We start from the raw sequence: 22,291 nt of genomic DNA, 5'->3' as shown, positions 1-22,291 counted from the left end.
GGTTTCCCCCCGACGGGCCCGCCGCTGTCAGTGGCGGGTCGTACGGTGGTCGACATGAACAGCTACGGGGCCGATACCGGGCCGGTCGTCGAGTGGACCGTCGTGGACAGCGACATCGGCCCGCTGCTGCTCGCCGCGACCGGGTCCGGTCTGGTGAGTGTGTCCTTCCACGCCCGCCCCGCCGTGCGGGACGCGGTCCTCGACCGGTTGCGGACCCGTTTCGGCGCGGAGCCGGTGGAGGCGCCCGGTTCCGCGCGACTCGCCAGGCCCATACGCGCGCTCGCGGCGTATTTCGCCGGCGAGCGGCACGCTCTCGACCTCGATCTGGACTGGTCGCTGACCTCCGGGTTCCACCGTGAGGTGCTCCGCGAGCTGGCGTCCGGGGTGCCCTACGGGACGGTCGTCGGGTACGGGGAGCTGGCCGCGCGGGTCGGCCGGCCGGAGGGGGCGCAGGCGGTGGGCGCGGCCATGGGGGCCAACCCGCTGCCGGTGGTGGTGCCGTGTCACCGGGTGGTGGAGAGCGACGGCGGCCTGGGCGGGTTCGGCGGCGGTCTGGAGACCAAGCGGCAGCTGCTGGCGCTGGAGGGGGTCCTGCCGCAGCCGCTGTTCTAGGGTGCGCATCGAAAGCAGCGCCGTCCGCCGGGAGGGCGGGCGGGACTTTCGCGACACGCCCCGAAAGCCCTGAGCCTCTCCGGTCGATCAGCGCCAGGATTCGTTCACCCGCCCGGGTGCACGGCGGCGGCCGAGCGGTGACACACTGCGCCGGTGACGCGACCTCTCTCCCTCTCCCAGGTCACGGCCGCCGACCTACCCGCTCTCCAGCGCCGGACGTCGGCCGTGCTCATCGTCAGCCAGATACTCGGCGGCCTCGGCGTGGCCGTCGGCATCGCCCTGGCCCCGATACTGGCCGCCGAGGTGAGCGGTTCGGAGGCGCTGTCCGGGCTGGCGCCGACCGCGTCCGTCGTCGGCACGGCGTTGCTGTCACTGCCGCTGGCCGCCCTGATGACCGCCCGGGGCCGCAGGTCCGGCCTGGCGCTCGCCTATCTGATCGGTGCGCTGGGCGGCGGCCTGGTGGTCCTCGCCACGATGCTGCCCAGCTTCCCGCTGCTGCTGCTCGGCATGGCCGCCTTCGGCGCGGGATCCCTGGCCGGTCTCCAGGCCCGGTTCGCGGCGGCCGACCTGGTGGGGCCGGAGCGGCGGGGGCGGGCGATCTCCGTCGTCGTCTGGGCCACCACGATCGGCTCGGTCGTGGGCCCCAACATCTCGGCCCCGGCGAGTCGGCTGTTCCGCGGTACGCCGGTGCCCGAGGCCGCCGGGCCGTATCTGTGCTCGGCCGCCGTGTTCCTGGTCGCCGGGCTGGTCGTGGCGTCCGCGCTGCGCCCGGATCCGCTCCTCGCCGCCCGCGCCCTGGCCCCGGAGGGCCCGAGCGGGCCGCCGAAGCGTTCCCTGCGCGCCGGGATCGAGGCCGTCAGGGAGTCGCCGATGGCGCGGCTCGCGCTGCTGACGGTCACCGTGTCGCACACCGCCATGGTGTCGATCATGGTCATGACCCCGGTCGACCTGGGTCGGCACGGTGCCGGTCTCCAGTTGATCGGGCTCGTCATCAGCGGGCACATCGCGGGCATGTACGCGTTCTCACCGGTGATGGGCTGGCTGGCCGACCGGTTCGGGCGGCTCGCCGTGATCGGGCTGGCCGTCGGACTGCTGAGCTGCGCCGCGCTGCTCGCGGGCACCGCCGGGCCCCGGCACGGGCAGACCGCCGCGGGCCTGTTCCTGCTGGGCCTCGGCTGGTCGGCGGGGATGATCGCCGGTTCGGCGCTGCTCACCGACGCGGTGCCGCGGTCTGCCCACGCCGCGGTGCAGGGGCTGTCGGACCTGACCATGAACGCGGCGGCGGCCGTCGGAGGGGCGGCGGCCGGGGTGATCGTCGCCCAGTGGGGATACGGCCCCCTCAACGCGATCGGCGCCGCGCTGCTGCTGCCGGTCGCCGCGCTCGCCCTGCACCGGAGCCTGCGGCGGCCGGGAGCGGTCAGCGGCTGACACGCCGCCGGACCGCATCCCGGCCACAGTCGCCACAACTACCGCAACCGCCCTCGGCGCGACCGCAGTGATCAGCCACTGCCCTCAGAGGCTGATGTGGTACGCCTTGCGGAGCGTCTCGTGAACCGTCCAGGTCGTCCGGTCGCCCTCGCGCAGGACGCAGGCGTCCCCCGGGCCGATCTCCAGCGTCGCCCCGCCCTCGACCTCGACGGTCGCCCGGCCGCTGACGACCACGAACAGCTCGTCCGCCTCGGTGTCGGTAACCACGCCGGGCGTGATCTGCCAGATCCCCCGGAGCTGCTTGCCATCGGCCGACTCCCCCAGCACCTTGCCCGTCACCACGGGATCGCCCGAGACGATCTGCGCCGGATCGAGTGGTTCCGGTACGAGTTCGGCGTCCGGGATGTGCACGGCGAAGGAGGCGGGGACCTGGTCGTTTGTCGTCATGGCCGGTCACCTTAGCGACCACTTCCGGCCACCCTGCGGCCAGGACCCGCCAGGGGACGTCCGTCCGTGGTTTGCGCCCCTCCCGGCCGCGACAGGGATGGGGGCATGCCTCAGAACCCAACGGACCAGGGCCCCGCTCCACGCGAGAACCGCGAGAACCCTGGGACGGACGCCTACGGCCTCGTGCTCCCGGCGGAGGTGCGGACCGCTCTGAACGCCGGTCTGCCCGTCGTGGCACTGGAGTCGACAATCATCGCGCACGGTCTGCCGCGCCCCCGCAATCTGTCCGTGGCGCGGGAACTGGAGGGGCTCGTCCGGTCCGCGGGAGCTGTCCCGGCCACCGTCGCCGTCCTGGACGGGCGGGCCCATGTCGGTCTGGACGAAGCTCAGTTGGAACGGGTCGCCGGGGACCCGGCCGTGCGCAAACTGGGCCACCGAGATCTCGCCCCGGCACTCGCCGCCGGGGCGAGCGGGGCGACGACGGTGTCCGCGACGGCGTTCCTGGCGGCGCGGGCGGGGATCGGCGTCTTCGCGACGGGCGGGCTCGGCGGCGTACACCGGGAGTGGGCCGAGAACCAGGACGAGTCGGCCGATCTGCGGCTGCTCGCCCGCACCGGGATCACCGTGGTCTGCGCGGGGGTGAAGTCGATCCTCGACGTCCCGGCGACCCTCCAGCGGTTGGAGACCCTCGGCGTCACCGTCGTCGGCTACGGCACCGGGCACTTCCCCGGCTTCTACCTGAGCAGTTCCGGCGAACCCGTCGACTGGACGGTGCACAGCCCCGAGGAAGTGGTGGAGGTGATCCGGGCGAGAGAGGCGCTGGGAGGCCCGCCGGCCACGCTGATCGTCGCCAACCCCGTAGCGGAAAACGATCAGTTGGATCCGGCACTGCACGACCGGGTGCTGGCGGAGGCACTGGACGCGTGCCGGGAGCGGGGCATCTCGGGGCAGGGCGTGACTCCGTTCCTGCTGGACCAGCTGATGCGGCGCACCGGGGGCGCGTCGCTGGAGGCGAACCTGGCGGCCGTCCACGCAAACGTGGCCCTCGCGGCGCGGATCGCCGTCGCGGCGGTGGGCGCCCGGTGAACCGTCCGGCGGCGGGCGGTGGGCTGCTGGTGGTGGGGGACGTGGTCACGGACGTGGTGGCGCGGTACGGATCGGCGCTCGCCCACGGTACGGACACGGCGGCCCGGATCCGTACACTGCCGGGCGGCGCCGGAGCCAACGTCGCCTGCTGGGCTGCGCGTTCGGGATGCACGGACGTACGGCTGCTGGCCAGGGCGGGGGCGGATTCGGCCGGCTGGCACCGGGCGGAGCTGGAGCGGGCGGGGGTGCGGGCATTCCTGGCGGTGGACCACGAGCTTCCGACGGCGACCGTCATCGCCCTGGTCGACGCGGCGGCGGAACGCACGTTCCTGACCGACGGCGGGGCGGTGCTGCGGCTCGCCGTCGAGGACTTCGCGCCCACGATGCTCGACGGTGTCGGGCGGCTGCACCTCTCCGGCTATCTCCTGTTCGCCGCGGTGAGCCGGGCCGCCGCCCTCCTCGCCCTGCGCACCGCCGTGGAGCGGGGCGTTCCGGTGAGCGTGGACCCGGCGTCGGCCGGGTTCCTCGGCGAGCTGGGGCCCCGGCGGTTCCTGGAGTTCGCGGAGGGGGCGGAGCTGCTGCTGCCGAACGCGGACGAGGCCATCCTGCTCACCGGGCTGCCGGGACCCGAGGCCGCGGCGGCCGAGTTGAGCCGGCGGTTCCCGCGCGTCGTCGTCACCCTGGGCGCGCGGGGAGCCGTGGTGGCCGCCGGGGGCGAGGTCGTCGGCCGCGTCCCCGCCCCGCCGGTGCGCGAGCCGGTCGACTCGACGGGGGCGGGCGACGCGTTCACCGGCGGGTTCCTCGCGGCGCTGCTGGCCGGGGCCGACGACCCGGCCGCGGCGGCCGAGGGCTGCCGGGCGGGTGCGGCGGCGGTGGCCACGGTGGGCGGCCGGCCGCCGCCGGTCGGGTGACGGGCGGCGGGCGGCGCGGGGGCGGGCGGCGCGGGGACCGACGGTACCGGGACGGGCGGTGCCGGGGCGGGCGGTGCCGGGGCGGGCGGTGCCGGGGCGGGCGCCGTTCACCCGCTTCCGGGCAGCCCCGACCAGGCGGGGTGCGACGGGTCGTCCGCCCGGACCACCACGTCCGCGCGCTCCATGGGCGCCACCTCGTCCTCGTACCGGACGAAGGCGGGCAGGGTCCAGCGCTCCGGCTCCGCCGTACGTCGCCGCAGCGCACCCGGGGACAACCGCAGATGGACGCCGAGCGCGAACGGGAACCAGTGCCCCAGCAGGAACGGGCCGTGCACGACGACCACCCCGCCCTCGGGCAGGGAGTGGTACGGGGTCCGGGTGGCCCGGTCGGTCACGGGGTCCCACAGATCGGGCAGCACGCGGCCGGAGCCGCCCGCCTCCAGCGGCCCGAACACCTCGCGCCACAGCGCCCCGGTGTCGTACCAGCTGTCGGCGTACGCGTCCGGGTCCCGCTTCCCGTACTCGAAGCGCAGGCTCGCCGGGCGCAGGAAGCCCTCGGTGGAGATGACGAGCACCGCACGGCCGAGCAGCCGCAGTTCCCGCGCGAGGCGTTCGGCGCTCTCGTCGGTGTGGGCGGCCGGCGCGCCGTCGACGCCGAGCGCGAGCCAGGGCCCGCCGTCGGCGGCGGACAGCCCGTCGCTGTAGCGGGCCAGCTCGTCGGCCAGCCGTTCCCAGGTGATCGCTTCGAGTCTCACGGCTCCATCATCGCCGGATCGGCGGTGGGACGCCCGGGCGAGGGGGGTCCGACCGCCCGTGAGCGAGGCTCAGGCGCCCCGCAGTTCGGCGGCGAGCGGGCCTTCGCCGAGCACCTCGACCCGACCGTCCTTCACCGCCTCCGCGAGGGTCGCCCCGCCCCGCGCGAGCTCCAGGCACACCTCGGCGTCGAGGACGATCCGGGCGTCGGGGCGGTCGGCGGGCCCGTATCCGTACACCGCGGCGACCGCTTCGGCGGCCGGGAGCGGGAGGCCCGCCGCCCCACCGACGCGGAGGTGGAACTCGCCCTCCTCCAGCCGGACTTCGAGGACGCCCTCCCGCGTGAGCCCGGTGAGGGCGCCGAGCAGGGGCAGGGCGAACCAGTGGGCCCGCACCGCGTCCGTGGGACGGCGCTCGGCGAGCGCGGGCGCCCCCCACTCGGCGAGGGCTGCGAGGACGGGCAGCAGGCCGTGGCCGCGCGTGGTGAGTTCGTAGACCGTCGCGGCCGACGGGGGCGGCAGCTTGCGGCGCAGGGCCAGCCCGGTCTGCTCCATGTCCTTGAGCCGGGAGGCCAGCACGTCCGTGCTGACGCCGGGCAGGTCGGCGTGCAGGTCGGTGTACCGGCGCGGCCCGCCCAGCAGTTCACGGACGATCAGCAGCGTCCACCGGTCGCCGACGGAGTCGAGGGCGCGGGCGGTGGCGTCGAACTGGTCGTAGCTCCGGCGACGGACGGGGCGTGCTGCTGGCTGCTGCTGACGTGGCATGCGACGCAGTCTAGACATGTTGTTGGACTTTCCAAGCTGAAGCTTGGTAAAACCAAGTATCGCAATTCGGCTCGGGAGGCAGCGCATGGAGTTCCGGCAGTCCAGCAAGCTCAACGAGGTCTGCTACGAGATCCGGGGCCCGGTCATCGAGCACGCCAACGCCCTGGAGGAGGCGGGCCACAGCGTGCTCCGGCTCAACACGGGCAATCCGGCGCTCTTCGGCTTCGAGGCTCCCGAGGAGATCGTCCAGGACATGATCCGGATGCTGCCGCGGGCGCACGGCTACACCGACTCGCGCGGCATCCTCTCGGCGCGGCGGGCGGTGGTCCAGCGTTACCAGGCCATGGGGCTGACCGAGGTCGGCGTGGACGACGTGTTCCTCGGCAACGGGGTGTCCGAGCTGATCTCCATGGCGGTGCAGGCACTGCTGGAGGACGGCGACGAGGTGCTGATCCCGGCCCCGGACTTCCCGTTGTGGACGGCGGTGACCACGCTGGCGGGCGGCAAGGCGGTGCACTACGTCTGCGACGAGGAGTCCGACTGGAATCCGGATCTCGCCGACATGGCCGCGAAGATCACTGACCGGACCAGGGCCGTCGTGATCATCAACCCGAACAACCCCACCGGCGCGGTCTATCCGCGCGAGATCCTCGAAGGCATCCTCGATCTGGCCCGGCGGCACGGGCTGATGGTGTTCGCCGACGAGATCTACGACCAGATCCTGTACGACGGGGCCGAGCACCACAGCGCGGCGGTCCTCGCCCCCGACCTGGTCTGCCTCACCTTCAGCGGTCTGTCGAAGACGTACCGGGTGGCCGGCTTCCGGTCCGGCTGGATGGTGGTGTCCGGTCCGCGGCAGCACGCCCGCAACTATCTGGAGGGCCTCACCATGCTGGCCTCCATGCGCCTGTGCCCCAACGCCCCGGCCCAGTACGCCATTCAGGCCGCGCTCGGCGGACGGCAGTCCATCCGGGAGCTGGTCGCGCCGGGCGGCAGGCTGCACGAACAGCGCGACCGGGCCTGGGAGCGGCTGAACGAGATCCCCGGCGTCTCCTGCGTGAAGCCGAAGGGCGCGCTGTACGCCTTCCCGCGCATCGATCCGAAGGTGCACCGCATCGTCGACGACGAGAAGTTCGTGCTGGACCTGCTGCTGCGGGAGAAGATCCAGGTGGTGCAGGGAACCGGCTTCAGCTGGCCGCGCCCGGACCACTTCCGCATCCTCACCCTCCCCTACGCCGACGACCTCGACGCGGCGATCAGCCGCATCGGCCGCTTCCTGAACGGATACCGCCAGTGATGCGCGCGCACGATCCGGCCGGGGTCGGATGAGACGGATCCGGCCCGGGGCCGGATGAGGCGGATCCGGCCGGGAGTCAGATGAGGCGGAAGAGATCCGCGGCGGCGTGGACGTCGGTGAGGTCCTCGATGGAGCGAAGGTTGTCGCACAGGGCGTCCAGGACCGAACCGGCCTCGGCGGCGCCCGGGGCGCCGACCGCGAGGCCGAAGACGCGGAAGCCCAGCGTCTGTCTGGCATCCCTCCAGCCGCGCATCCATTCCTCGGTGACACCGCATTCGTCGTCGGTGATCATCACGATGTCTCCGCGCGTGGTGGCGGCGTCGTCGAACTCCTCCTCCAGCAGTTCGCGGGCCACGGTCAGGGGCGCCTGGTAGCTGGTGCCGCCGCCGAGGAAGGTCTCCGCGAAGTCGAGCACCTGCTCGATGCCGGCGGACCGGCCGGCCGGGAAGCGGAAGACCCGGATCCTGTCCTCGGCGGAGAACAGGATGCCGACGAAGTCGCGCCCGGCATGGCGGGCCTGGTCCAGCAGCGCCAGGGCGCACGCCTTGGACCACACCTCCCGCGTGACCCCGCCGGGCCCCGCCGCGTACATCGAGTGGGAGGTGTCCACGCAGGCGATGATGGCGCCCCTCCCCGTCGGCTGCTCGCCCCGGCTGTCGTAGAGCATCAGCTCCCCGGCGGCGTACCGCGCGGCGAAGACGGCACGCAGCTCGGGCAGGCCGAGGTTGGCCAGCTCGGAGGGGATCAGGCGGGAGAGGTCGTCGCCGAGTGTCACACCGACCAACTCCCCGGCGGTGCTCTCCACCTTGCGGGCCCGCTCCCCGTCGGCCATCTGCCGGAAGCGGCCGATCAGTTCGGCCCACCGGCCGAGACGACCGGCACGCAGCCGCTCGGCGAGCCGGGCGCGCCGCGCGTACGGCATCCGCTCCAGCTCGCCGGAGCCCACGCCCCAGGCCCGCATCAGGGCGGCCTCCTCCCGGACGGCCTCGGCGGCGTCCAGCACGGGCAGCTCGCGGACGAAGGTGTTGAGGTCGGTCAGCTGCTTCTCCAGGAAGAGCAGATACGACACCGGCACCTCGCTCACCAGCACCCGGCCGTCGACCAGCACATCGGCCCTGGCCGTGCAGTTCGCCCAGTCCTTCGTGGCGGTCACATCGAAGAGCCGGGTCAGGGTGACCGCGGTGTCCCGCAGCACGTCCTCGGCCTTGACCTGGACGAGCGTCGACTCGGGCGGAAGCTGTTCGCCCTCCTCGTCCTTGGGCTGGTAGGTCCGGGAGATCCCGGCCAGCAGCCCGGTCTTCTGGAGGCCGTGATGGGCCGCCGTCAGGTCCTGGTGTGCCTTGGACTTGACGCCCTTCTCCACTGCGATGATCTGATGGAGTTTCGCCACGTCGTGGACGCCAACAAGGGCGACTCCCCGCCGGCCAAGGGTTTTACCGTACGTACGACGGGTCATCGGTCCCGGAGACGTCGGGGACGAAATCGCCGGCCAGCAGGGCCTCCAGGGCGGCCACCGGGTCGGGGTCCGGGGCGGCGCGCGGCCACCAGTCGTCGGCGCCGGGATCGGATTCGTAGCCGTACCACCGGTGGTCGTGGCCGAAGCGGAGCTGGAGCGAACCGTCCGGGTGGGTGAGGTGGTTGCGCCAGGGTGTGAAGCGCGGGAAGTCGGCGGCGGCGAGCGCGGGCCTGGCCCGGTCGAAGGGGCCGGCCGGCGGGTCCCAGGGCGTCTCCAGGACCGCGAGGCCCTCGGCATCGCCCTGCCGCCAGGCGGCGACGGCCCGGGCGAGGTCGGTGGTGGTGCGACCGGTGGCGTAGGCCAGCTCCCGATAGAGCGCGCGGGTGGTGGCGGTGAGCCCGGCGGTCGGCCGCGCGGCGGCGAGGCGGACCGCGTCCTGCCACGGGGTGAGCCCGGCCAGCGGATCGCGGCCCGTGGTCAGCAGGGCGTGGGCGCGTGCGGCGGCGTCGGTGGCGAGGTGGTCCAGCCCCAACGGATCGCGGGCGCCGGGCAGATCCGGATACGACGGTGGCTGGCCGGGATGCGGCGGTACGGGCAGGGGCGCCGGGAGCGGGGGCAGGAAGCGGGCGGCGAAGGCCTCCCCGGCCTCGACCGACGGGACGGCGGGGGCGGCGGGGCGCTCGCGGGCGGAGTGCTCGGCGTTGCGCCGGCCCAGCTCGTCCAGCAGCTCGCGCTCGCCCCGGCCCCGCATCAGCAGCAGGACGAACGGGTCGCTGTCGAGCAGCAGGGCCGTCTGGAAGCAGAGGGCGGCGACGTGTTTGCAGGGCCGCCCGTGGTCGGGGCAGGTGCAGCTGGGGTCGAGGTCGTCGGCGGCGGGCAGCAGCCGGACGCCGGCCTCCTCGGCGGTGGGGGCCAGGGAGTGCGGCATCTCCTTGGCCAGCAGCGCGGACAGATGGCCGGGGTGGGCTGCGACCGCGTCGAGCAGGGTGTCCCAGCCGAGGTCGGTGAAGGCGCGCAGCCGCAGCTCGGCCCGGTAGGGGCGGGCCCGGCTGCCGTGCACGTAGGCGACGACCCGCCCGGGGGTGACGGTGATCGCGGCGACCTTGCCGTCGTCGGCATACGCACGGCCGCGGGCGAGGCGGGCCTCGTCCATCGACAGCGACGCCAGCGCGTCCACCCAGGCCCGGCCCCACCAGCTGCCGGCGAAGGGCTCCCCCTCGGCGGAGGTGCGGGCGGGCACGGCCTCGAAGGTGCGCCGCAGGTCGTCCGGGCCGGGCCGGGCACGCGGGGCCGATCTCCGGGCGGCCGGGCCGGTGGTCGGGCGCGGGCTCATGCGGGCCTCCGCAGCGATACGAGATCGGCGAGGTCACGGTCGCTGAGCTCGGTCAGGGCGCTCTCGCCGCTGCCGAGCACCGCGTCGGCCAGGACCCGCTTGGACTCCAGCAGCTCGGCGATCCGGTCCTCCACCGTGCCCTCCGCGATGATCCGGTGGACCTGCACGGGCTGGGTCTGGCCGATGCGGTACGCCCGGTCGGTGGCCTGCTCCTCCACGGCGGGGTTCCACCAGCGGTCGAAGTGGACGACATGCGCGGCGCGGGTCAGGTTCAGCCCGGTGCCGGCGGCCTTGAGGGAGAGCAGGAAGACGGGGACCTCGGCGGACTGGAAGCGGTCCACCATCCGCTCCCGCTCGGCCACCGGCGTGCCGCCGTGGAGGAGTTGGGAGGGAATCGCGCGGGACGCGAGGTGCGCGGAGAGGAGTTTCGCCATCGCCACGTACTGCGTGAAGATCAGGACCGAGCCGTCCTCGGACAGGATCGTGTCGAGCAGTTCGTCGAGGAGGGCGAGCTTGCCGGAGCGGCCCGTGAGCCGGGTGGGCTCCTCCTTCAGATACTGGGCGGGGTGGTTGCAGATCTGCTTGAGCGAGGTCAGCAGTTTCATGACGAGACCCCGGCGGGCGATGCCCTCCGCCGCCTCGATCTGCGCCATCGTCTCGCGGACGGCCGCCTCGTAGAGCGTGGCCTGCTCGCGGGTGAGGGAGACGGGGTGGTCGGTCTCCGTCTTGGGCGGCAGCTCCGGGGCGATGCCGGGGTCGGACTTCTTGCGCCGCAGGAGGAAGGGCCGCACCAGCCGGGACAGCCGCTCCACCGCCTCCTCGTTGCCCAGGCCCGCGGCGGTGCCGGTGTTCTCCACGATCCGGGCGTGCCGGGCCCGGAACGCCTTGAGCGGGCCGAGCAGTCCGGGTGTGGTCCAGTCGAGGAGTGCCCAGAGCTCGGAGAGGTTGTTCTCGACGGGGGTGCCGGTGAGGGCGACCCTGGCCGGGGCGGGGATGGTGCGCAGCGCCCTGGCCGTGGAGGAGTGCGGGTTCTTGACGTGCTGCGCCTCGTCGGCGACGACCAGGCCCCAGCTCTGCTCGGCGAGCCGGGGAGCGCTGGAGCGCATCGTGCCGTAGGTGGTGAGGACGAAGCCGCCGTCCGGGTCGCTCAGGGTGCGGTCCGTGCCGTGGAAGCGGCGCACGGGGACGCCGGGGGCGAAGCGGTTGATCTCGCGGTGCCAGTTGCCGAGGAGGGAGGCGGGGCAGACCACCAGGGTGGGCGAGGGGTGCGCCCGGTGCAGATGGAGGGCGATCAGGGTGATCGTCTTGCCGAGGCCCATGTCGTCGGCGAGGCAGCCGCCGAGCCCGAGCGAGGTCATCCGGTCCAACCAGGCCAGGCCGCGCAGTTGGTAGTCGCGCAGGGTCGCGTCGAGGCCGGGCGGGGGCGCGATCGTGGTGTCCTGGCTGAGGATCCGCGTACGGAGGGCGGCCAGCGCCCCGGCGGGGACGGCGTCCACCCGCTCGCCGTCCACCTCCGCGCTGCCGGTGAGGGCGACGGCGAGCGCGTCCACCGGATCCAGGAGTCCCAGCTCCCGCTTGCGCGCCTTGCGTACGAGCGCGGGGTCGACGACCACCCACTGGTCGCGCAGCCGCACCACCGGGCGGTGGGCCTCGGCCAGGGTGTCCATCTCGGCCTCGGTCAGCCGCTCCTCCCCCAGGGACAGCTGCCAGTCGAAGGCGAAGAGGTGTTCGGCGTCGAAGAAGGACGTGCCGTCGGTGGCCGATCCGGGCGCGGGCCGCACGACGGCGGTCGCGGTGAGGGAACGGGCCAGCTCGCGCGGCCAGTGCACCTCGACCCCGGCGGCGGCCAGCCGGGCTCCCGCGTCGCTCAGCAGCTCGTACAGCTCGTCCTCGGTGATCGCGAGCACATCGGGGACGGGCTGCCCCAGCAGCCGTTCCAGCGGGGCCCAGACGCGGGCGGCGCGACGCAGCGCCAGCACCGCGTCGACGCGGGCCCGCGGACCGAACGGCTCGCCCGCCGCGCCGGTCCACAGGGCGGCCGCGTCCACCACGTAGGTCGGGTCGGCGAGGCTGTGGACCTGGACGACGGCAGCGGCGGCGTGCCGGACCGCCGGGTCGTCCGGGTGCTCCGGGCGCGCGGGTCCCCCGTCGGTCTCCGCCTCCTCGCGGGCGGCCGTGACCGCGTAGGAGTCGGCGGTGTCGAACAGCTCGTACGCGGAGAGGTCCAGGCGCAGCGAGACCCGCACGCCCGCGTCCAGGCCCGAGGCGACCTCCACGGCCCAGGCCGCGGCAAGGGGCAGGTGCTGGGCCTCGCGGGCGGCGAACGGCGCGCCCATCGCGAACGCCGCGGCGGGTGTGCGCGGCAGGGTGTCGGCGACGGCGTCCAGGAACGCCCCGATCAGGACCTCGGGGTCGGGGAGCCGGGGCGGCGCGGAACCGGGGACGGGCGCCGCGTGCCCCTCGGGCGGCAGGGCGGCGGCGACCGCCCGCAGATGCGCGACGTCCTCGGCGTCCCTCGGGCCCGCCCGCCAGGCGTCGTGGCCGTCCGCCGTGAGTCCGGGGAGGAGCCTGCCGCGCGCGACGAGCTGAAGGGCGTGCAGAGCGGCCGCGCCCCAGCAGCGGGTGGCGGGGTGGGCGGAGCCCTGACGCCGTGCCCGGACGAGCAGGGGCAGCGCGTCGGCCACGGACAGCAGAGCCGCGGGCGTCGCCACGGCGCGGACGCTCCCGGGGCCCGCCGCCGGGTCCGGCCGGACGACTGTGAGCCGGGCAGTGGTGCACGGGACGGAGTCGGGGCGGGCGGAGGTCTCCGCATACCCGAAGGGCGTCCCGCTCCGCCCCTGCGCGCCGTCGTCGTGCCACGGGTCGGCGTCCGCAGCCGGGTCCCAGAAGGCGACGCGGCCGTCCCTGGGCACCTGGCCGGGCAGGAAGACCGCCGCGCAGCGCAGCAGGCGTCCGGCGTCGGCGGTACGGGAGGTGTCCTCGGTGTCCCGAGGCTCGCCCTCCCGGGTCCGTGCCGTCATGTCCGCCGCCCCCTTCCACCTGATCCACGGTCTCCGTCGGCACGAAATGTGCTGACTCCGCGAGTCTAGGCGGGAGGTCTGACACCGCGGACGCCCGCCTCGTCACCCCAGGTCAGCAACGGCGAAATCGATCGGGACGCGTCCTGTTCCGCGTGGGGGCCGCCACGCTCAGTGATGGGCGAACGGCTGTTCCGACGACGACGGTACGACCGGGGCGGGGGCGGCGGCACGCGCCGTCGGGGCGGGCGGGTCGGCAGACGCGGCCGGGGCGGGCAGGTCGGCCGGGGCGGGTGGCACGGCACGTTCGTCGTGCCCCGGCTCCGCCGCCGGCTGCTGCGCGCGCTCCAGGAACCGGAGCAGCTCCACCGGGAAGGGCAGCACCAACGTGGAGTTCTTCTCCGCCGCGACGGCGACCACGGTCTGGAGCAGCCGCAGCTGGAGCGCCGCGGGCCGGGCGGACATCTCGCCGGCCGCCTGAGCCGGCTTCTTCGAGGCCTGGAGCTCCGCGTCGGCGTTGATCACCCGGGCGCGCCGCTCCCGGTCGGCCTCGGCCTGGCGGGCCATGGACCGCTTCATGGTCTCCGGCAGCGAGACGTCCTTGATCTCGACCCGGTCGATCTGCACGCCCCAGCTGATCGCCGGGCTGTCGATCATGACCTCCAGCCCCTGGTTCAGCTTCTCGCGGTTGGACAGCAGATCGTCCAGGTCGCTCTTGCCGATGATGGACCGGAGCGAGGTCCGGGCCATCTGCGAGACGGCGAACCGGTAGTCCTCCACCGCGATGACGGCGTTCGTCGGGTCCACCACCTTGAAGTAGATGACGGCGTCCACGCGGACGGTGACGTTGTCCCGGGTGATGCCGTCCTGGGCGGGCACAGGCATGGTGACGATCTGCATGTTGACCTTGCGCAGCCGGTCGATCCCCGGCACGACCATCGTGAAGCCCGGCAGGCGCACGTCGTCGCGCAGCCTGCCGAGCCGCAGCACCACACCGCGCTCGTACTGCCGGATCACCCGCGCCGCCGAGGCCATGTACAGCGCTCCGGCGCAGAGCACCGCCGCCAAGGCGATCACCAGTTCCTGAACCATGACGGCCCCCTGGGAAGAAAGGGAGAGGACACCCGCGTGGCCGCGGAACACCCCTTACGACATAGCACCCTTGAAGAATTTATGCCCTATTTGGCGGAATAGGGAACCTCCGGACCCCGCGAGCCCGACGTGATCCGGACGAGAGGCCCTCGCCCGGTCGGCCGCGCACCGGATGCCGGGCCGCCCCCGGCCGGGCAGGGTGGCCAGCGCCAGCACGTCTTCCCGACGTACCGAATCGCCGGACGAGCACCGGACGAGCAGACGAGGACCCGCCGATGTCCGTGACCGCCACCGTTCCCCGCCGCCGACGCCGCCTCGGGATCGCCGCCGGAGCCTCCCTCCTCGCCCTCGCCGTCTCGGGCTGCTCCGGGCTCGGCCGCACCGCGGTGGGCCCGGTGACGTACACGACGGAGCGCGAGGCGGTGCTCCAGGTGAACAGCCCGTCGGTACGCGGCTGCCATCGGATCGCTCCGGCGGGAGCCCGCGAGGTGGAGAACGGGACGCTGGTCGACGTCATCCTGTACCGCACACGGGACTGCACGGGTGGCCGGACGACCTACGTGCCGACCAGGTTCAGCGATGTGACGGCGCCGGGCAGCGGCCCGTGGCGCAGCTACAGCTTCGTGCACTGAGTGACGGGGTGGGCCGCGACAGGAGCCGGCCGCGGCCCCTCAGAACGCGGGCCGGGCCAGCAGCCAGGTGCCGTCGTCGGTGAGGGTGCGGTCGAGCGCCAGTCCGGCCGTCGCCAGATGCCGGGCGATGTCCTCGTCGGACAGCTCCCGCGACAGGAAGGTCTGCGTCCACCGCGCGTCGTCGAAGTGATACTCCGCGCGCACCGAGCGCACGCCGTCGCCCACCGGATCCGCGGAGACGATCCGGATCAGACCGCCGGACGGATCGGTCCGCTCCCACGGCAGCTCAGAGCGGTGTGCCGCCCCCTCGCGCTGGACGAGGACGATCCCGTCGTCCCGCACGTGGTCGCGGCAGACGCGCAGCATCCCGTCGCGCACCCGGTGCTCGCCCGCGTGGACCAGGAAGGAGCCGAGCAGCACCACGTCGAACCGCTCGCCGCCCAGGTCCAGCGTTTCGATGGGACTCCGCACCCTGCGCGCCCCGACGATCTCCTCCAGCATCTCCGGGGACTCGTCGACCGCCGTCACGCTGAACCCGCGCCGCACCAGCGGGTGCGTCACCCGGCCCGCCCCGCAGCCCAGTTCGAGAATGCTCGCCCCGGCGGGGGCCACGCCCGCGATCACGTCCGGCTCCTCGCCGACGGACAGTCTGCGATACAGCTCCACAGCGCACCCGTCCGGCGTGATGGCTCCGGGACCGGTCCCCTCGTACCCCTCGCGTACCAGTGATTCACCCATGAAGGGCGAACGAACCGTCGCCGGACGCGGTTCCCCGACCATCACGCCGGGTCAGGGCCGGACTCCGCGGCGTAATGGTCCTCTCCGTCCGGCGGCCCCCTGTTCCGTCCGCCGCCGGACGGGTCCATGCTGGTGGAGTGAGGTGATCGCCATGCGTACCGGCAGTGAACCCGCGACCGCCCGCAGTCCGCTGCGGATGCGGCTCTGGCTGAGCCTGTGGGGCATGCTCTGGGCCCTCTTCGGCTTGGTGGCGTTCTCGCTGACCGGACGGCCGGGCTGGGCGGCGGCCTGCGCCGCGCTGCTGCTGCTCGCGATCCTGGACCTCTGCGTGATCACGTACCGGATGCGCCAGGGCCCGCACTGCCAGCCTGGCCGTGACGTCCCGCCGCACGAGTCGGACCAGGGCGACGGCCGTCCGCGAAGGCCGGGGCCGGGCCCGGACGGCGGCCGGCCCAACGGAGGGCGGGCGGGCCCTTCCTCCGGACCCGCCTAGAGTGTCCTGGCGATCAGGGCGCTCAGGCCCGCTCGTCGAACTTCGCGGCCCGGAGGTACTCCGGCTTCGGGTCGAGCGCCGCGGCCAGGCGGAAGTGCCGGGTCGCCTGCTCGGGGCGACCGGCCCGCTCGAAGGTGCGGGCCAGCGCGAAGTGGGCGAACGCGTTGTCCGGCTCACGCTCCAGCACCAGCTCGAATTCCAGCTCGGCGGGGCGCAGTTGGGCGGCGGCGAAGAAGGCGCGGGCCCGGAGCAGCCGGGCGGCGGTGTTCTCCGGATGGGCGGCGATCACCGAGTCGAGGAGCTTGACGGCACCCCGGGGGTCCCGGGCGTCGAGCAGGTGCTCGGCCGCACGGAAGTCGATGACGTGGGTCTGCGGATTCCTCTCGGGCACGGTCGCGTCCTTCCCTTCCCTCGCGGGTTTCCAACGCCCGCCGCAGAGCCGGTATTCCGGTACGTCCGGCCGGGGCGTGCGCGGGCTCAGCGGGCGGCGGCCCTGCGGACCAACTCGTCCCAGACCGCGCGGACCTGCGGTTCCAGCGCCTCCAGCGGCCCGTCGTTGTCCACGATTGTGTCGGCGACGGCCCGGCGCTGCTCGCGGGTGGCCTGTGCGGCCATCCTGGCACGGGCGTCGGACTCCGTCATCCCGCGCAGCGTGACGAGCCGGTGGAGCTGGGTCTCGGCGGAGGCGTCGACGACCACGACCAGGTCGTACAAGGGGGCGAGACCGTTCTCCGTGAGGAGGGGGACGTCGTGGACGACGACGGCGTCCTCGGGGGCCGCCCGTTCCCGTTCGGCCGCGCGGGCGCCGACCAGCGGGTGGACGATCGCGTTGAGCGCGGCCAGCCGCCCGGCGTCGGCGAAGACGAGCGTGCCGAGCGCCGGGCGGTCCAGAGCGCCCTCGGGGGTCAGGACGTCCGGCCCGAACTCCTCCACGACGGCCGCGAGTCCGGGCGTACCGGGCTCGACGACCTCACGGGCGATCCGGTCGGAGTCGATCAGGACGGCGCCGTACTTCACGAGCAGCCGCGACACTTCGCTCTTGCCGGCGCCGATGCCGCCGGTCAGGCCCACTTTCAGCATGGGCCGCAGCCTACGGGCCGGACGGCGGCACTCAGCCCTCGCCCTCCCGCTCGGCGAGGAAGCGTTCGAACTCGCGGCCGATCTCGTCGGCGGACGGCAGGTCGACCGGCTCGGCGACGAGGTTGCCGCGCGTCTCGGAGCCGGCGACGGCGTCGTACTGGTGCTCCAGGCCCTCGACGAGGGTGACCAACTCCTCGTCGCCCTGGCCGATCTGCCGGTCGATCTCGGTCTGGGTGCGGTGCGCCTCGGTGCGCAGGGAGTGCGCGAGCGCGGGCAGCACGAGGCCGGTCGCCGCGGTGATCGCCTCCAGCGCGGTCAGCGCCGCGTCCGGGTAGGAGGACCTGGCGACGTAGTGCGGGACGTGGGTGGCGACCCCGAGGACGTCATGGCCGGACTCCATCAGCCGGTACTCGACGAGAGCTTCGGCCGAACCCGGCACCTGGGCCTCGTCGAAGGGGCTGCGGTGGCCGGGCATCAGGTCGGTGCGGTTGCCGTGCGGGGTGATGCCGACGGGGCGGGTGTGCGGAACGCCCATCGGGATGCCGTGGAAGTTCACCGCGAGCCGGACGCCGAGGCGCTCGACGATCTGCTCGACGGCGACGGCGAACCGCTCCCACTCCACGTCCGGCTCCGGGCCCGACAGCAGCAGGAAGGGCGCTCCGGTGGCGTCCTGGACCACCCGCACCTCCAGGGTGGGGGCCTCGAAGGACGTCCAGCGGTCGCGCCGGAAGGTGAGCAGGGGGCGCCGTGCGCGGTAGTCGACGAGCCGGTCGTGGTCGAAGCGCGCGACGACCTGGTGCGGCAGCGTTTCGAGCAGGCCGTCGACGATCTGCTCGCCGGTCTCGCCCGCGTCGATGTAGCCGTCGAAGTGGTAGAGCATGACCAGGCCGGCCGACTCCTGCGCCAGCGCCATGTCGACGACGGCCAGGCCCTTCGGCTCCCATTCGTACAAACTCTGCGGATCAGGCACGGTTACCGCTCCTCCTCGTGTTCCTAGGGAAGAACACGAAGGGCGGCACGCGCATTCCCCGCACCCGCCCCTTCCCCGGCGAGGCCGGTTCACGGCGCGTCAGTCACCCGTGCCGCGCGAGCCGTTCGGCCTCTCCGGCGCGGCCTGCCGATCCTGGTCCAGACCTTGACGCACCCCGTCGACATCCCTACCGTCACTGAGCAAAGAGTTCAGCCACGCGTCTCATGTTCATGTACGAGAACATCGCGCGAGCAGCGCCGCGCTCGCGGACGTCCGGACTCCTCCACGGGAAGGCACCCCCCATGCGCACCCGCTCCCCCCTCACCGTCCTGCTCGCCGCCGCCCTGGCCGCCGGCGGCCTCACCCTGGTCGGCGCCGGGACCGCGAACGCCGCGGTCATCGACGTCAGCACCGCGGCCCAGCTCAAGTCGGCGCTCACCACCGTCTCCCCCGGTGACACGATCCGGCTCGCCGACGGCACGTACACCGGGAACTTCAAGGCCACCCGGCCCGGCACCTCCGGGGCGCGGATCACCCTCACCGGCTCCGGCAGAGCGGTCCTGACCGCGGGCGGCGGCTACGGGCTGCACCTGAACGGCGCCTCGTACTGGACCGTCCAGGGCATCACGCTCAAGGGCGGCCAGAAGGGCATCATGACCGACGCGGCGAACGGCGTCGTGATCGACTCGGTGACCGTGCACGACCTCGACATGGAAGGCGTCCACTTCCGCAAGTCCAGCAAGGACGGCGTTCTGAAGAACTCCCGGATCTACGACACCGGGCAGAACGGTCGCGGCATGGGCGAGGGCGTGTACGTCGGTTCGGCCGGCGACCTCTCCGACCGCAGCGACAACGCGCAGATCCTGAACAACACCATCGGCCCGGACGTCGGTGGCGAGAGCATCGACATCAAGGAGGGCACGACCGGCGCGAGGATCATCGGCAACACCTTCGACGGCCACGGACTGACCGGGGCCAACTATGACGACTCCTGGGTCGACGTGAAGGGCAACAACGTCCTGGTCGAGGGCAACAAGGGGTCCCGCACCACCAACAACGGCTACGAGACCCACACCCAGCAGAACGGCTGGGGCTGCGGCACCGTCTTCCGCGGGAACTCCTCGAACCTCTCCGGGGCCACCGGCGACAAGCAGCTCGCCATCAACGTCACCAACAACAGCGCCGGTTGCCGCACCACTGTCCACGCCAGCAACACCGTCACCGGCGGCAAGGGGCTCACGAACATCGCCGTCACCCCGTAGCCGACCGCCCCGTGGACGCGAGTGAGGCCCGCCCCCCGAAGGGAACGGGCCTCACTTACCGCTGTACAGCTACCGCAGCCGATGAGCCGCCGGGGTCAGAGCGTCAGCTCTGGCCGCCCGCGAGCTTCTCGCGCAGCGCGGCAAGGGCCTCGTCCGACGCCAGGGCGCCGGAGTTGTCCGCCGACTCCGAGGAGTAGGAGCCGCCGCCACCGCCACCGCTGCCACCGGAGGCGGCCGGAGCAGCGCCGCCGGCCGGGGCAGCAGCGCCCTCGGCCGCAGCAGCCTCGTCGGCCTCGCGGGACTTGATGACCTGGGCCTGGTGCTGCTCGAAGCGCGTCTGCGCCTCGGCGTACTGGGTCTCCCAGACCTCGCGCTGCGCCTCGAAGCCCTCGAGCCAGTCGTTGGTCTCGGGGTCGAAGCCCTCGGGGTAGATGTAGTTGCCCTGGTCGTCGTACGACGCGGCCATGCCGTACAGCGTCGGGTCGAACTCGACCGAGGCCGGGTCGCCACCGAAGGACTCGTTGGCCTGCTTCAGCGAGAGGCTGATGCGACGACGCTCGAGGTCGATGTCGATGACCTTGACGAAGATCTCGTCGTTGACCTGGACGACCTGCTCCGGGATCTCCACGTGGCGCTCGGCCAGCTCGGAGATGTGGACCAGACCCTCGATGCCCTCGTCGACGCGGACGAACGCGCCGAAGGGAACGAGCTTGGTGACCTTACCCGGGACGACCTGACCGATCTGGTGCGTCCGGGCGAACTGCTGCCACGGGTCTTCCTGCGTCGCCTTGAGCGACAGGGAGACGCGCTCGCGGTCCATGTCGACGTCGAGGACCTCGACGGTGACTTCCTGGCCGACCTCGACAACCTCGGAGGGGTGGTCGATGTGCTTCCAGGACAGCTCGGAGACGTGCACGAGACCGTCGACGCCACCCAGGTCCACGAAGGCACCGAAGTTGACGATCGAGGAGACGACGCCGGAGCGGACCTGACCCTTCTGCAGGGTCGTGAGGAACGTCTGGCGAACCTCGGACTGGGTCTGCTCGAGCCAGGCACGGCGGGACAGGACCACGTTGTTGCGGTTCTTGTCCAGCTCGATGATCTTGGCCTCGAGCTCCTTGCCCACGTAGGGCTGGAGGTCGCGGACGCGACGCATCTCGACGAGCGACGCCGGCAGGAAGCCACGGAGGCCGATGTCGAGGATGAGACCACCCTTGACGACCTCGATGACGGTACCGGTGACGATGCCGTCCTCTTCCTTGATCTTCTCGATGGTGCCCCAAGCACGCTCGTACTGAGCGCGCTTCTTCGAGAGGATCAGGCGGCCTTCCTTGTCCTCCTTCTGGAGAACCAGGGCCTCGATCTCGTCGCCGACCTTGACGACCTCGTTCGGGTCAACGTCGTGCTTGATCGAGAGCTCGCGGCTCGGGATGACGCCTTCGGTCTTGTAACCGATGTCGAGGAGGACTTCGTCCCGGTCAACCTTGACGATGACACCGTCAACGATGTCGCCGTCGTTGAAGTACTTGATCGTCTCGTCGATCGCCGCGAGGAACGCGTCCGCGTCGCCGATGTCGTTGACCGCAACCTGCGGAGTGGTGGCGGTGGTCTCGGTGCTGCTCGTCATGTGGGAAAGGGCTCCGGTACGGACAGAGAGTCGTAGGTACTGCTACGCCGAAAGCCCGTATCGCCTCTGCAGAAGCCGGACAGCCTGGAAAGCGCGCAATCCGTTTCCGGAGAGACGCCTCGACAACCGAGGGGACATGCAACAGACGCGAGCGCGGCCTGCTAGGTCTGAGGCGCGCAGGCTCGCAGCGCAACTTGTAGCATACGGGGGCAGCCGGACACGGTCAATGCGCGAAGGCGCACACCCGGGACACATCGCCCCAATTCCGGCACAACTCGTGTTCTCCGAGGCCGTATCGGCCCAAGAACGCTACGGCACGGCGCCGCGGACGCGCGTCCGTACCCCCGGGGTGCGCCCCCTGGTACGTACCGCGCGCGGCGGGTGAAGGCAAACTACAACGACGGGCACGATGAGCCAAGAGATCCACGGGACCCACTCCGCAGAACCCGCCGAACCCGAAGCCACGCGCCGTGCGGCGGACGAGGTGGAGAGCAGCCGGGCCAGCCGCGGCTGGTGGGACCGGAACGCCGACGAGTACCAGAGCGACCACGGCGGCTTCCTGGGGGACGACCGCTTCGTCTGGGGTCCGGAAGGACTGGACGAGGCGGACGCCTCCCTGCTGGGGCCCGCCGCCTCCCTCCAGGACCTCGACGTCCTGGAGATCGGCGCCGGGGCCGCCCAGTGCTCGCGCTGGCTGGCCGGGCAGGGCGCCCGCCCGGTCGCGCTCGACCTCTCCCACCGCCAGCTCCAGCACGCCCTGCGGATCGGCGGGGACGTACCCCTGGTCGAGGCCGACGCGGGCCGGCTCCCGTTCCGGGACGGGTCCTTCGACCTGGCCTGCTCCGCGTACGGGGCGGTGCCGTTCGTCGCCGACCCGGTGCGGGTCTTCCGCGAGGTCCACCGGGTGCTGCGGCCCGGCGGGCGCTGGGTGTTCTCCGTGACGCACCCGATCCGCTGGGCGTTCCCGGACGAGCCCGGACCCGAGGGGCTGTCCGTCGCCGCCTCCTACTTCGACCGCGTCCCCTACGTGGAGCAGGGCGAGGACGGCGACGCCGTCTATGTGGAACACCACCGCACGCTGGGCGACCGGGTCCGGGACGTGGTGGCGGGCGGCTTCCGGCTGGTGGACCTGGTCGAACCGGAATGGCCCGCCTGGAACGACCAGGAGTGGGGCGGCTGGTCCCCGCTGCGCGGCAACCTGATCCCGGGCACGGCGATCTTCGTCTGCGAGCGGGGCTGAGCCGCTGACGGGCCGGGGTGCGCGGAAGGCCTGGGGACGCTTCCGTACGACAC

At 73.0% G+C, this 22,291-nt stretch carries 20 protein-coding genes and 2 pseudogenes; 9 read left to right on the top strand and 13 right to left on the bottom strand.

What is annotated here, in order from left to right; translation table 11 throughout:
* Nucleotides 1-54: 54 nt before the first annotated feature.
* On the top strand, nucleotides 55-612 hold the full coding sequence (locus tag ACIRJT_RS09045) for a methylated-DNA--[protein]-cysteine S-methyltransferase (protein WP_403906454.1): 558 nt from the start codon (nucleotides 55-57) through the stop codon (nucleotides 610-612).
* 225 nt (nucleotides 613-837) lie between these two features.
* Nucleotides 838-2,040, top strand: coding sequence for an MFS transporter (locus ACIRJT_RS09040; RefSeq protein ID WP_403906582.1), 1,203 nt, complete (start codon nucleotides 838-840; stop codon nucleotides 2,038-2,040).
* Between the two features lie 84 nt (nucleotides 2,041-2,124).
* Here the strand turns inward: ACIRJT_RS09040 and ACIRJT_RS09035 are convergent, their stop codons facing one another.
* Nucleotides 2,125-2,487 (bottom strand): cupin domain-containing protein, encoded by a 363-nt coding sequence (locus ACIRJT_RS09035; protein WP_403906451.1) that lies wholly within the window; start codon nucleotides 2,485-2,487, stop codon nucleotides 2,125-2,127.
* 105 nt (nucleotides 2,488-2,592) lie between these two features.
* Between ACIRJT_RS09035 and ACIRJT_RS09030 the strand changes: the two genes are divergently transcribed.
* Together ACIRJT_RS09030 and ACIRJT_RS09025 are read left to right on the top strand one after the other, a co-directional pair.
* Nucleotides 2,593-3,573: a pseudouridine-5'-phosphate glycosidase gene (locus ACIRJT_RS09030; RefSeq protein WP_403906448.1), complete on the top strand. Its 981-nt coding sequence runs from the start codon at nucleotides 2,593-2,595 to the stop codon at nucleotides 3,571-3,573.
* Nucleotides 3,570-4,484 (top strand): carbohydrate kinase family protein, encoded by a 915-nt coding sequence (locus ACIRJT_RS09025; RefSeq protein ID WP_403906445.1) that lies wholly within the window; start codon nucleotides 3,570-3,572, stop codon nucleotides 4,482-4,484. The genes ACIRJT_RS09030 and ACIRJT_RS09025 overlap by 4 nt, the downstream gene beginning before the upstream one ends.
* A gap of 107 nt (nucleotides 4,485-4,591) precedes the next feature.
* Here the strand turns inward: ACIRJT_RS09025 and ACIRJT_RS09020 are convergent, their stop codons facing one another.
* Both ACIRJT_RS09020 and ACIRJT_RS09015 read right to left on the bottom strand, forming a co-directional pair.
* Nucleotides 4,592-5,239, bottom strand: a complete 648-nt coding sequence (locus ACIRJT_RS09020) for a uridine kinase (protein ID WP_403906442.1) — start codon at nucleotides 5,237-5,239, stop codon at nucleotides 4,592-4,594.
* Between the two features lie 69 nt (nucleotides 5,240-5,308).
* Nucleotides 5,309-6,001 (bottom strand): winged helix-turn-helix transcriptional regulator, encoded by a 693-nt coding sequence (locus tag ACIRJT_RS09015; RefSeq protein WP_403906440.1) that lies wholly within the window; start codon nucleotides 5,999-6,001, stop codon nucleotides 5,309-5,311.
* Between the two features lie 85 nt (nucleotides 6,002-6,086).
* Here ACIRJT_RS09015 and ACIRJT_RS09010 point away from each other — a divergent pair, with 85 nt between their 5' ends.
* The gene (locus tag ACIRJT_RS09010) at nucleotides 6,087-7,298 is read left to right on the top strand and encodes a pyridoxal phosphate-dependent aminotransferase (RefSeq protein ID WP_403906438.1); all 1,212 of its coding nucleotides are present in this window, start codon (nucleotides 6,087-6,089) and stop codon (nucleotides 7,296-7,298) included.
* A 76-nt stretch (nucleotides 7,299-7,374) separates the two neighbouring features.
* Here ACIRJT_RS09010 and ACIRJT_RS09005 read toward each other — a convergent pair.
* The 5 genes and pseudogenes from ACIRJT_RS09005 to ACIRJT_RS08985 form a co-directional block, all read right to left on the bottom strand.
* Nucleotides 7,375-8,292 (bottom strand): annotated as a pseudogene (locus ACIRJT_RS09005) (VWA domain-containing protein); the annotation flags it as partial.
* Nucleotides 8,281-8,688: pseudogene (locus ACIRJT_RS09000) on the bottom strand (hypothetical protein); the annotation flags it as partial. The pseudogenes ACIRJT_RS09000 and ACIRJT_RS09005, both read right to left, overlap by 12 nt.
* A gap of 43 nt (nucleotides 8,689-8,731) precedes the next feature.
* Nucleotides 8,732-10,087, bottom strand: coding sequence for an SWIM zinc finger family protein (locus tag ACIRJT_RS08995; RefSeq protein WP_403906435.1), 1,356 nt, complete (start codon nucleotides 10,085-10,087; stop codon nucleotides 8,732-8,734).
* The gene (locus ACIRJT_RS08990) at nucleotides 10,084-13,107 is read right to left on the bottom strand and encodes an SNF2-related protein (RefSeq protein WP_403906433.1); all 3,024 of its coding nucleotides are present in this window, start codon (nucleotides 13,105-13,107) and stop codon (nucleotides 10,084-10,086) included. Before ACIRJT_RS08990 ends, ACIRJT_RS08995 begins: the two co-directional genes overlap by 4 nt.
* A 168-nt stretch (nucleotides 13,108-13,275) precedes the next feature.
* Complete coding sequence (locus ACIRJT_RS08985) at nucleotides 13,276-14,196, bottom strand: slipin family protein (RefSeq protein ID WP_403906430.1); 921 nt, start codon at nucleotides 14,194-14,196, stop codon at nucleotides 13,276-13,278.
* A 275-nt stretch (nucleotides 14,197-14,471) separates the two neighbouring features.
* On the opposite strand from ACIRJT_RS08985, the gene ACIRJT_RS08980 reads away from it, so the two are divergent.
* Nucleotides 14,472-14,828 carry a hypothetical protein gene (locus tag ACIRJT_RS08980; RefSeq protein WP_403906427.1) on the top strand — a complete coding sequence of 119 codons (357 nt, stop codon included), beginning with the start codon at nucleotides 14,472-14,474 and terminating at the stop codon, nucleotides 14,826-14,828.
* A gap of 39 nt (nucleotides 14,829-14,867) precedes the next feature.
* Here the strand turns inward: ACIRJT_RS08980 and ACIRJT_RS08975 are convergent, their stop codons facing one another.
* The gene (locus ACIRJT_RS08975) at nucleotides 14,868-15,566 is read right to left on the bottom strand and encodes a class I SAM-dependent methyltransferase (RefSeq protein WP_403906424.1); all 699 of its coding nucleotides are present in this window, start codon (nucleotides 15,564-15,566) and stop codon (nucleotides 14,868-14,870) included.
* A 151-nt stretch (nucleotides 15,567-15,717) separates the two neighbouring features.
* Here ACIRJT_RS08975 and ACIRJT_RS08970 point away from each other — a divergent pair, with 151 nt between their 5' ends.
* Entirely contained in the window at nucleotides 15,718-16,059 is a 342-nt protein-coding gene (locus tag ACIRJT_RS08970) for a DUF6343 family protein (protein WP_403906421.1), read from the top strand.
* Nucleotides 16,060-16,081: 22 nt separating this feature from the next.
* Here ACIRJT_RS08970 and ACIRJT_RS08965 read toward each other — a convergent pair whose 3' ends face one another.
* The 3 genes from ACIRJT_RS08965 to ACIRJT_RS08955 form a co-directional block, all read right to left on the bottom strand.
* Nucleotides 16,082-16,450 (bottom strand): tetratricopeptide repeat protein, encoded by a 369-nt coding sequence (locus ACIRJT_RS08965; protein ID WP_403906418.1) that lies wholly within the window; start codon nucleotides 16,448-16,450, stop codon nucleotides 16,082-16,084.
* Between the two features lie 86 nt (nucleotides 16,451-16,536).
* Entirely contained in the window at nucleotides 16,537-17,139 is a 603-nt protein-coding gene (gene coaE, locus ACIRJT_RS08960; protein ID WP_403906415.1) for a dephospho-CoA kinase, read from the bottom strand.
* Between the two features lie 31 nt (nucleotides 17,140-17,170).
* Entirely contained in the window at nucleotides 17,171-18,109 is a 939-nt protein-coding gene (locus ACIRJT_RS08955; protein WP_403906413.1) for a PAC2 family protein, read from the bottom strand.
* Nucleotides 18,110-18,411: 302 nt separating this feature from the next.
* Here ACIRJT_RS08955 and ACIRJT_RS08950 point away from each other — a divergent pair, with 302 nt between their 5' ends.
* Nucleotides 18,412-19,371 carry a right-handed parallel beta-helix repeat-containing protein gene (locus tag ACIRJT_RS08950; protein ID WP_403906411.1) on the top strand — a complete coding sequence of 320 codons (960 nt, stop codon included), beginning with the start codon at nucleotides 18,412-18,414 and terminating at the stop codon, nucleotides 19,369-19,371.
* A 103-nt stretch (nucleotides 19,372-19,474) separates the two neighbouring features.
* On the opposite strand, the gene rpsA is transcribed toward ACIRJT_RS08950, so the two are convergent.
* Nucleotides 19,475-20,998 carry a 30S ribosomal protein S1 gene (gene rpsA / locus ACIRJT_RS08945; RefSeq protein WP_403906408.1) on the bottom strand — a complete coding sequence of 508 codons (1,524 nt, stop codon included), beginning with the start codon at nucleotides 20,996-20,998 and terminating at the stop codon, nucleotides 19,475-19,477.
* A gap of 409 nt (nucleotides 20,999-21,407) precedes the next feature.
* Here rpsA and ACIRJT_RS08940 point away from each other — a divergent pair, with 409 nt between their 5' ends.
* Entirely contained in the window at nucleotides 21,408-22,238 is an 831-nt protein-coding gene (locus tag ACIRJT_RS08940; protein WP_403906405.1) for a class I SAM-dependent methyltransferase, read from the top strand.
* Nucleotides 22,239-22,291 lie beyond the last annotated feature (53 nt).

Source organism: Streptomyces sp. NPDC102283 (assembly GCF_044766265.1).
Taxonomy (GTDB): Bacteria; Actinomycetota; Actinomycetes; order Streptomycetales; family Streptomycetaceae; genus Streptomyces.
This window is presented reverse-complemented; position numbering and strand designations above follow the sequence as displayed.

Coding starts and splice junctions, on each gene's coding strand:
- ACIRJT_RS08995 (WP_403906435.1), bottom strand. CDS start 10,087: ATGAGCCCGCGCCCGACCACCGGCCCGGCCGCCCGGAGATCGGCCCCG.
- ACIRJT_RS08980 (WP_403906427.1), top strand. CDS start 14,472: ATGTCCGTGACCGCCACCGTTCCCCGCCGCCGACGCCGCCTCGGGATC.
- rpsA (WP_403906408.1), bottom strand. CDS start 20,998: ATGACGAGCAGCACCGAGACCACCGCCACCACTCCGCAGGTTGCGGTC.
- ACIRJT_RS09030 (WP_403906448.1), top strand. CDS start 2,593: ATGCCTCAGAACCCAACGGACCAGGGCCCCGCTCCACGCGAGAACCGC.
- ACIRJT_RS08975 (WP_403906424.1), bottom strand. CDS start 15,566: ATGGGTGAATCACTGGTACGCGAGGGGTACGAGGGGACCGGTCCCGGA.
- ACIRJT_RS09035 (WP_403906451.1), bottom strand. CDS start 2,487: ATGACGACAAACGACCAGGTCCCCGCCTCCTTCGCCGTGCACATCCCG.
- ACIRJT_RS09010 (WP_403906438.1), top strand. CDS start 6,087: ATGGAGTTCCGGCAGTCCAGCAAGCTCAACGAGGTCTGCTACGAGATC.
- ACIRJT_RS08950 (WP_403906411.1), top strand. CDS start 18,412: ATGCGCACCCGCTCCCCCCTCACCGTCCTGCTCGCCGCCGCCCTGGCC.
- ACIRJT_RS09045 (WP_403906454.1), top strand. CDS start 55: ATGAACAGCTACGGGGCCGATACCGGGCCGGTCGTCGAGTGGACCGTC.
- ACIRJT_RS08970 (WP_403906421.1), top strand. CDS start 15,718: ATGCGTACCGGCAGTGAACCCGCGACCGCCCGCAGTCCGCTGCGGATG.
- ACIRJT_RS08940 (WP_403906405.1), top strand. CDS start 21,408: ATGAGCCAAGAGATCCACGGGACCCACTCCGCAGAACCCGCCGAACCC.
- ACIRJT_RS08990 (WP_403906433.1), bottom strand. CDS start 13,107: ATGACGGCACGGACCCGGGAGGGCGAGCCTCGGGACACCGAGGACACC.
- ACIRJT_RS09015 (WP_403906440.1), bottom strand. CDS start 6,001: ATGCCACGTCAGCAGCAGCCAGCAGCACGCCCCGTCCGTCGCCGGAGC.
- coaE (WP_403906415.1), bottom strand. CDS start 17,139: ATGCTGAAAGTGGGCCTGACCGGCGGCATCGGCGCCGGCAAGAGCGAA.
- ACIRJT_RS08985 (WP_403906430.1), bottom strand. CDS start 14,196: ATGGTTCAGGAACTGGTGATCGCCTTGGCGGCGGTGCTCTGCGCCGGA.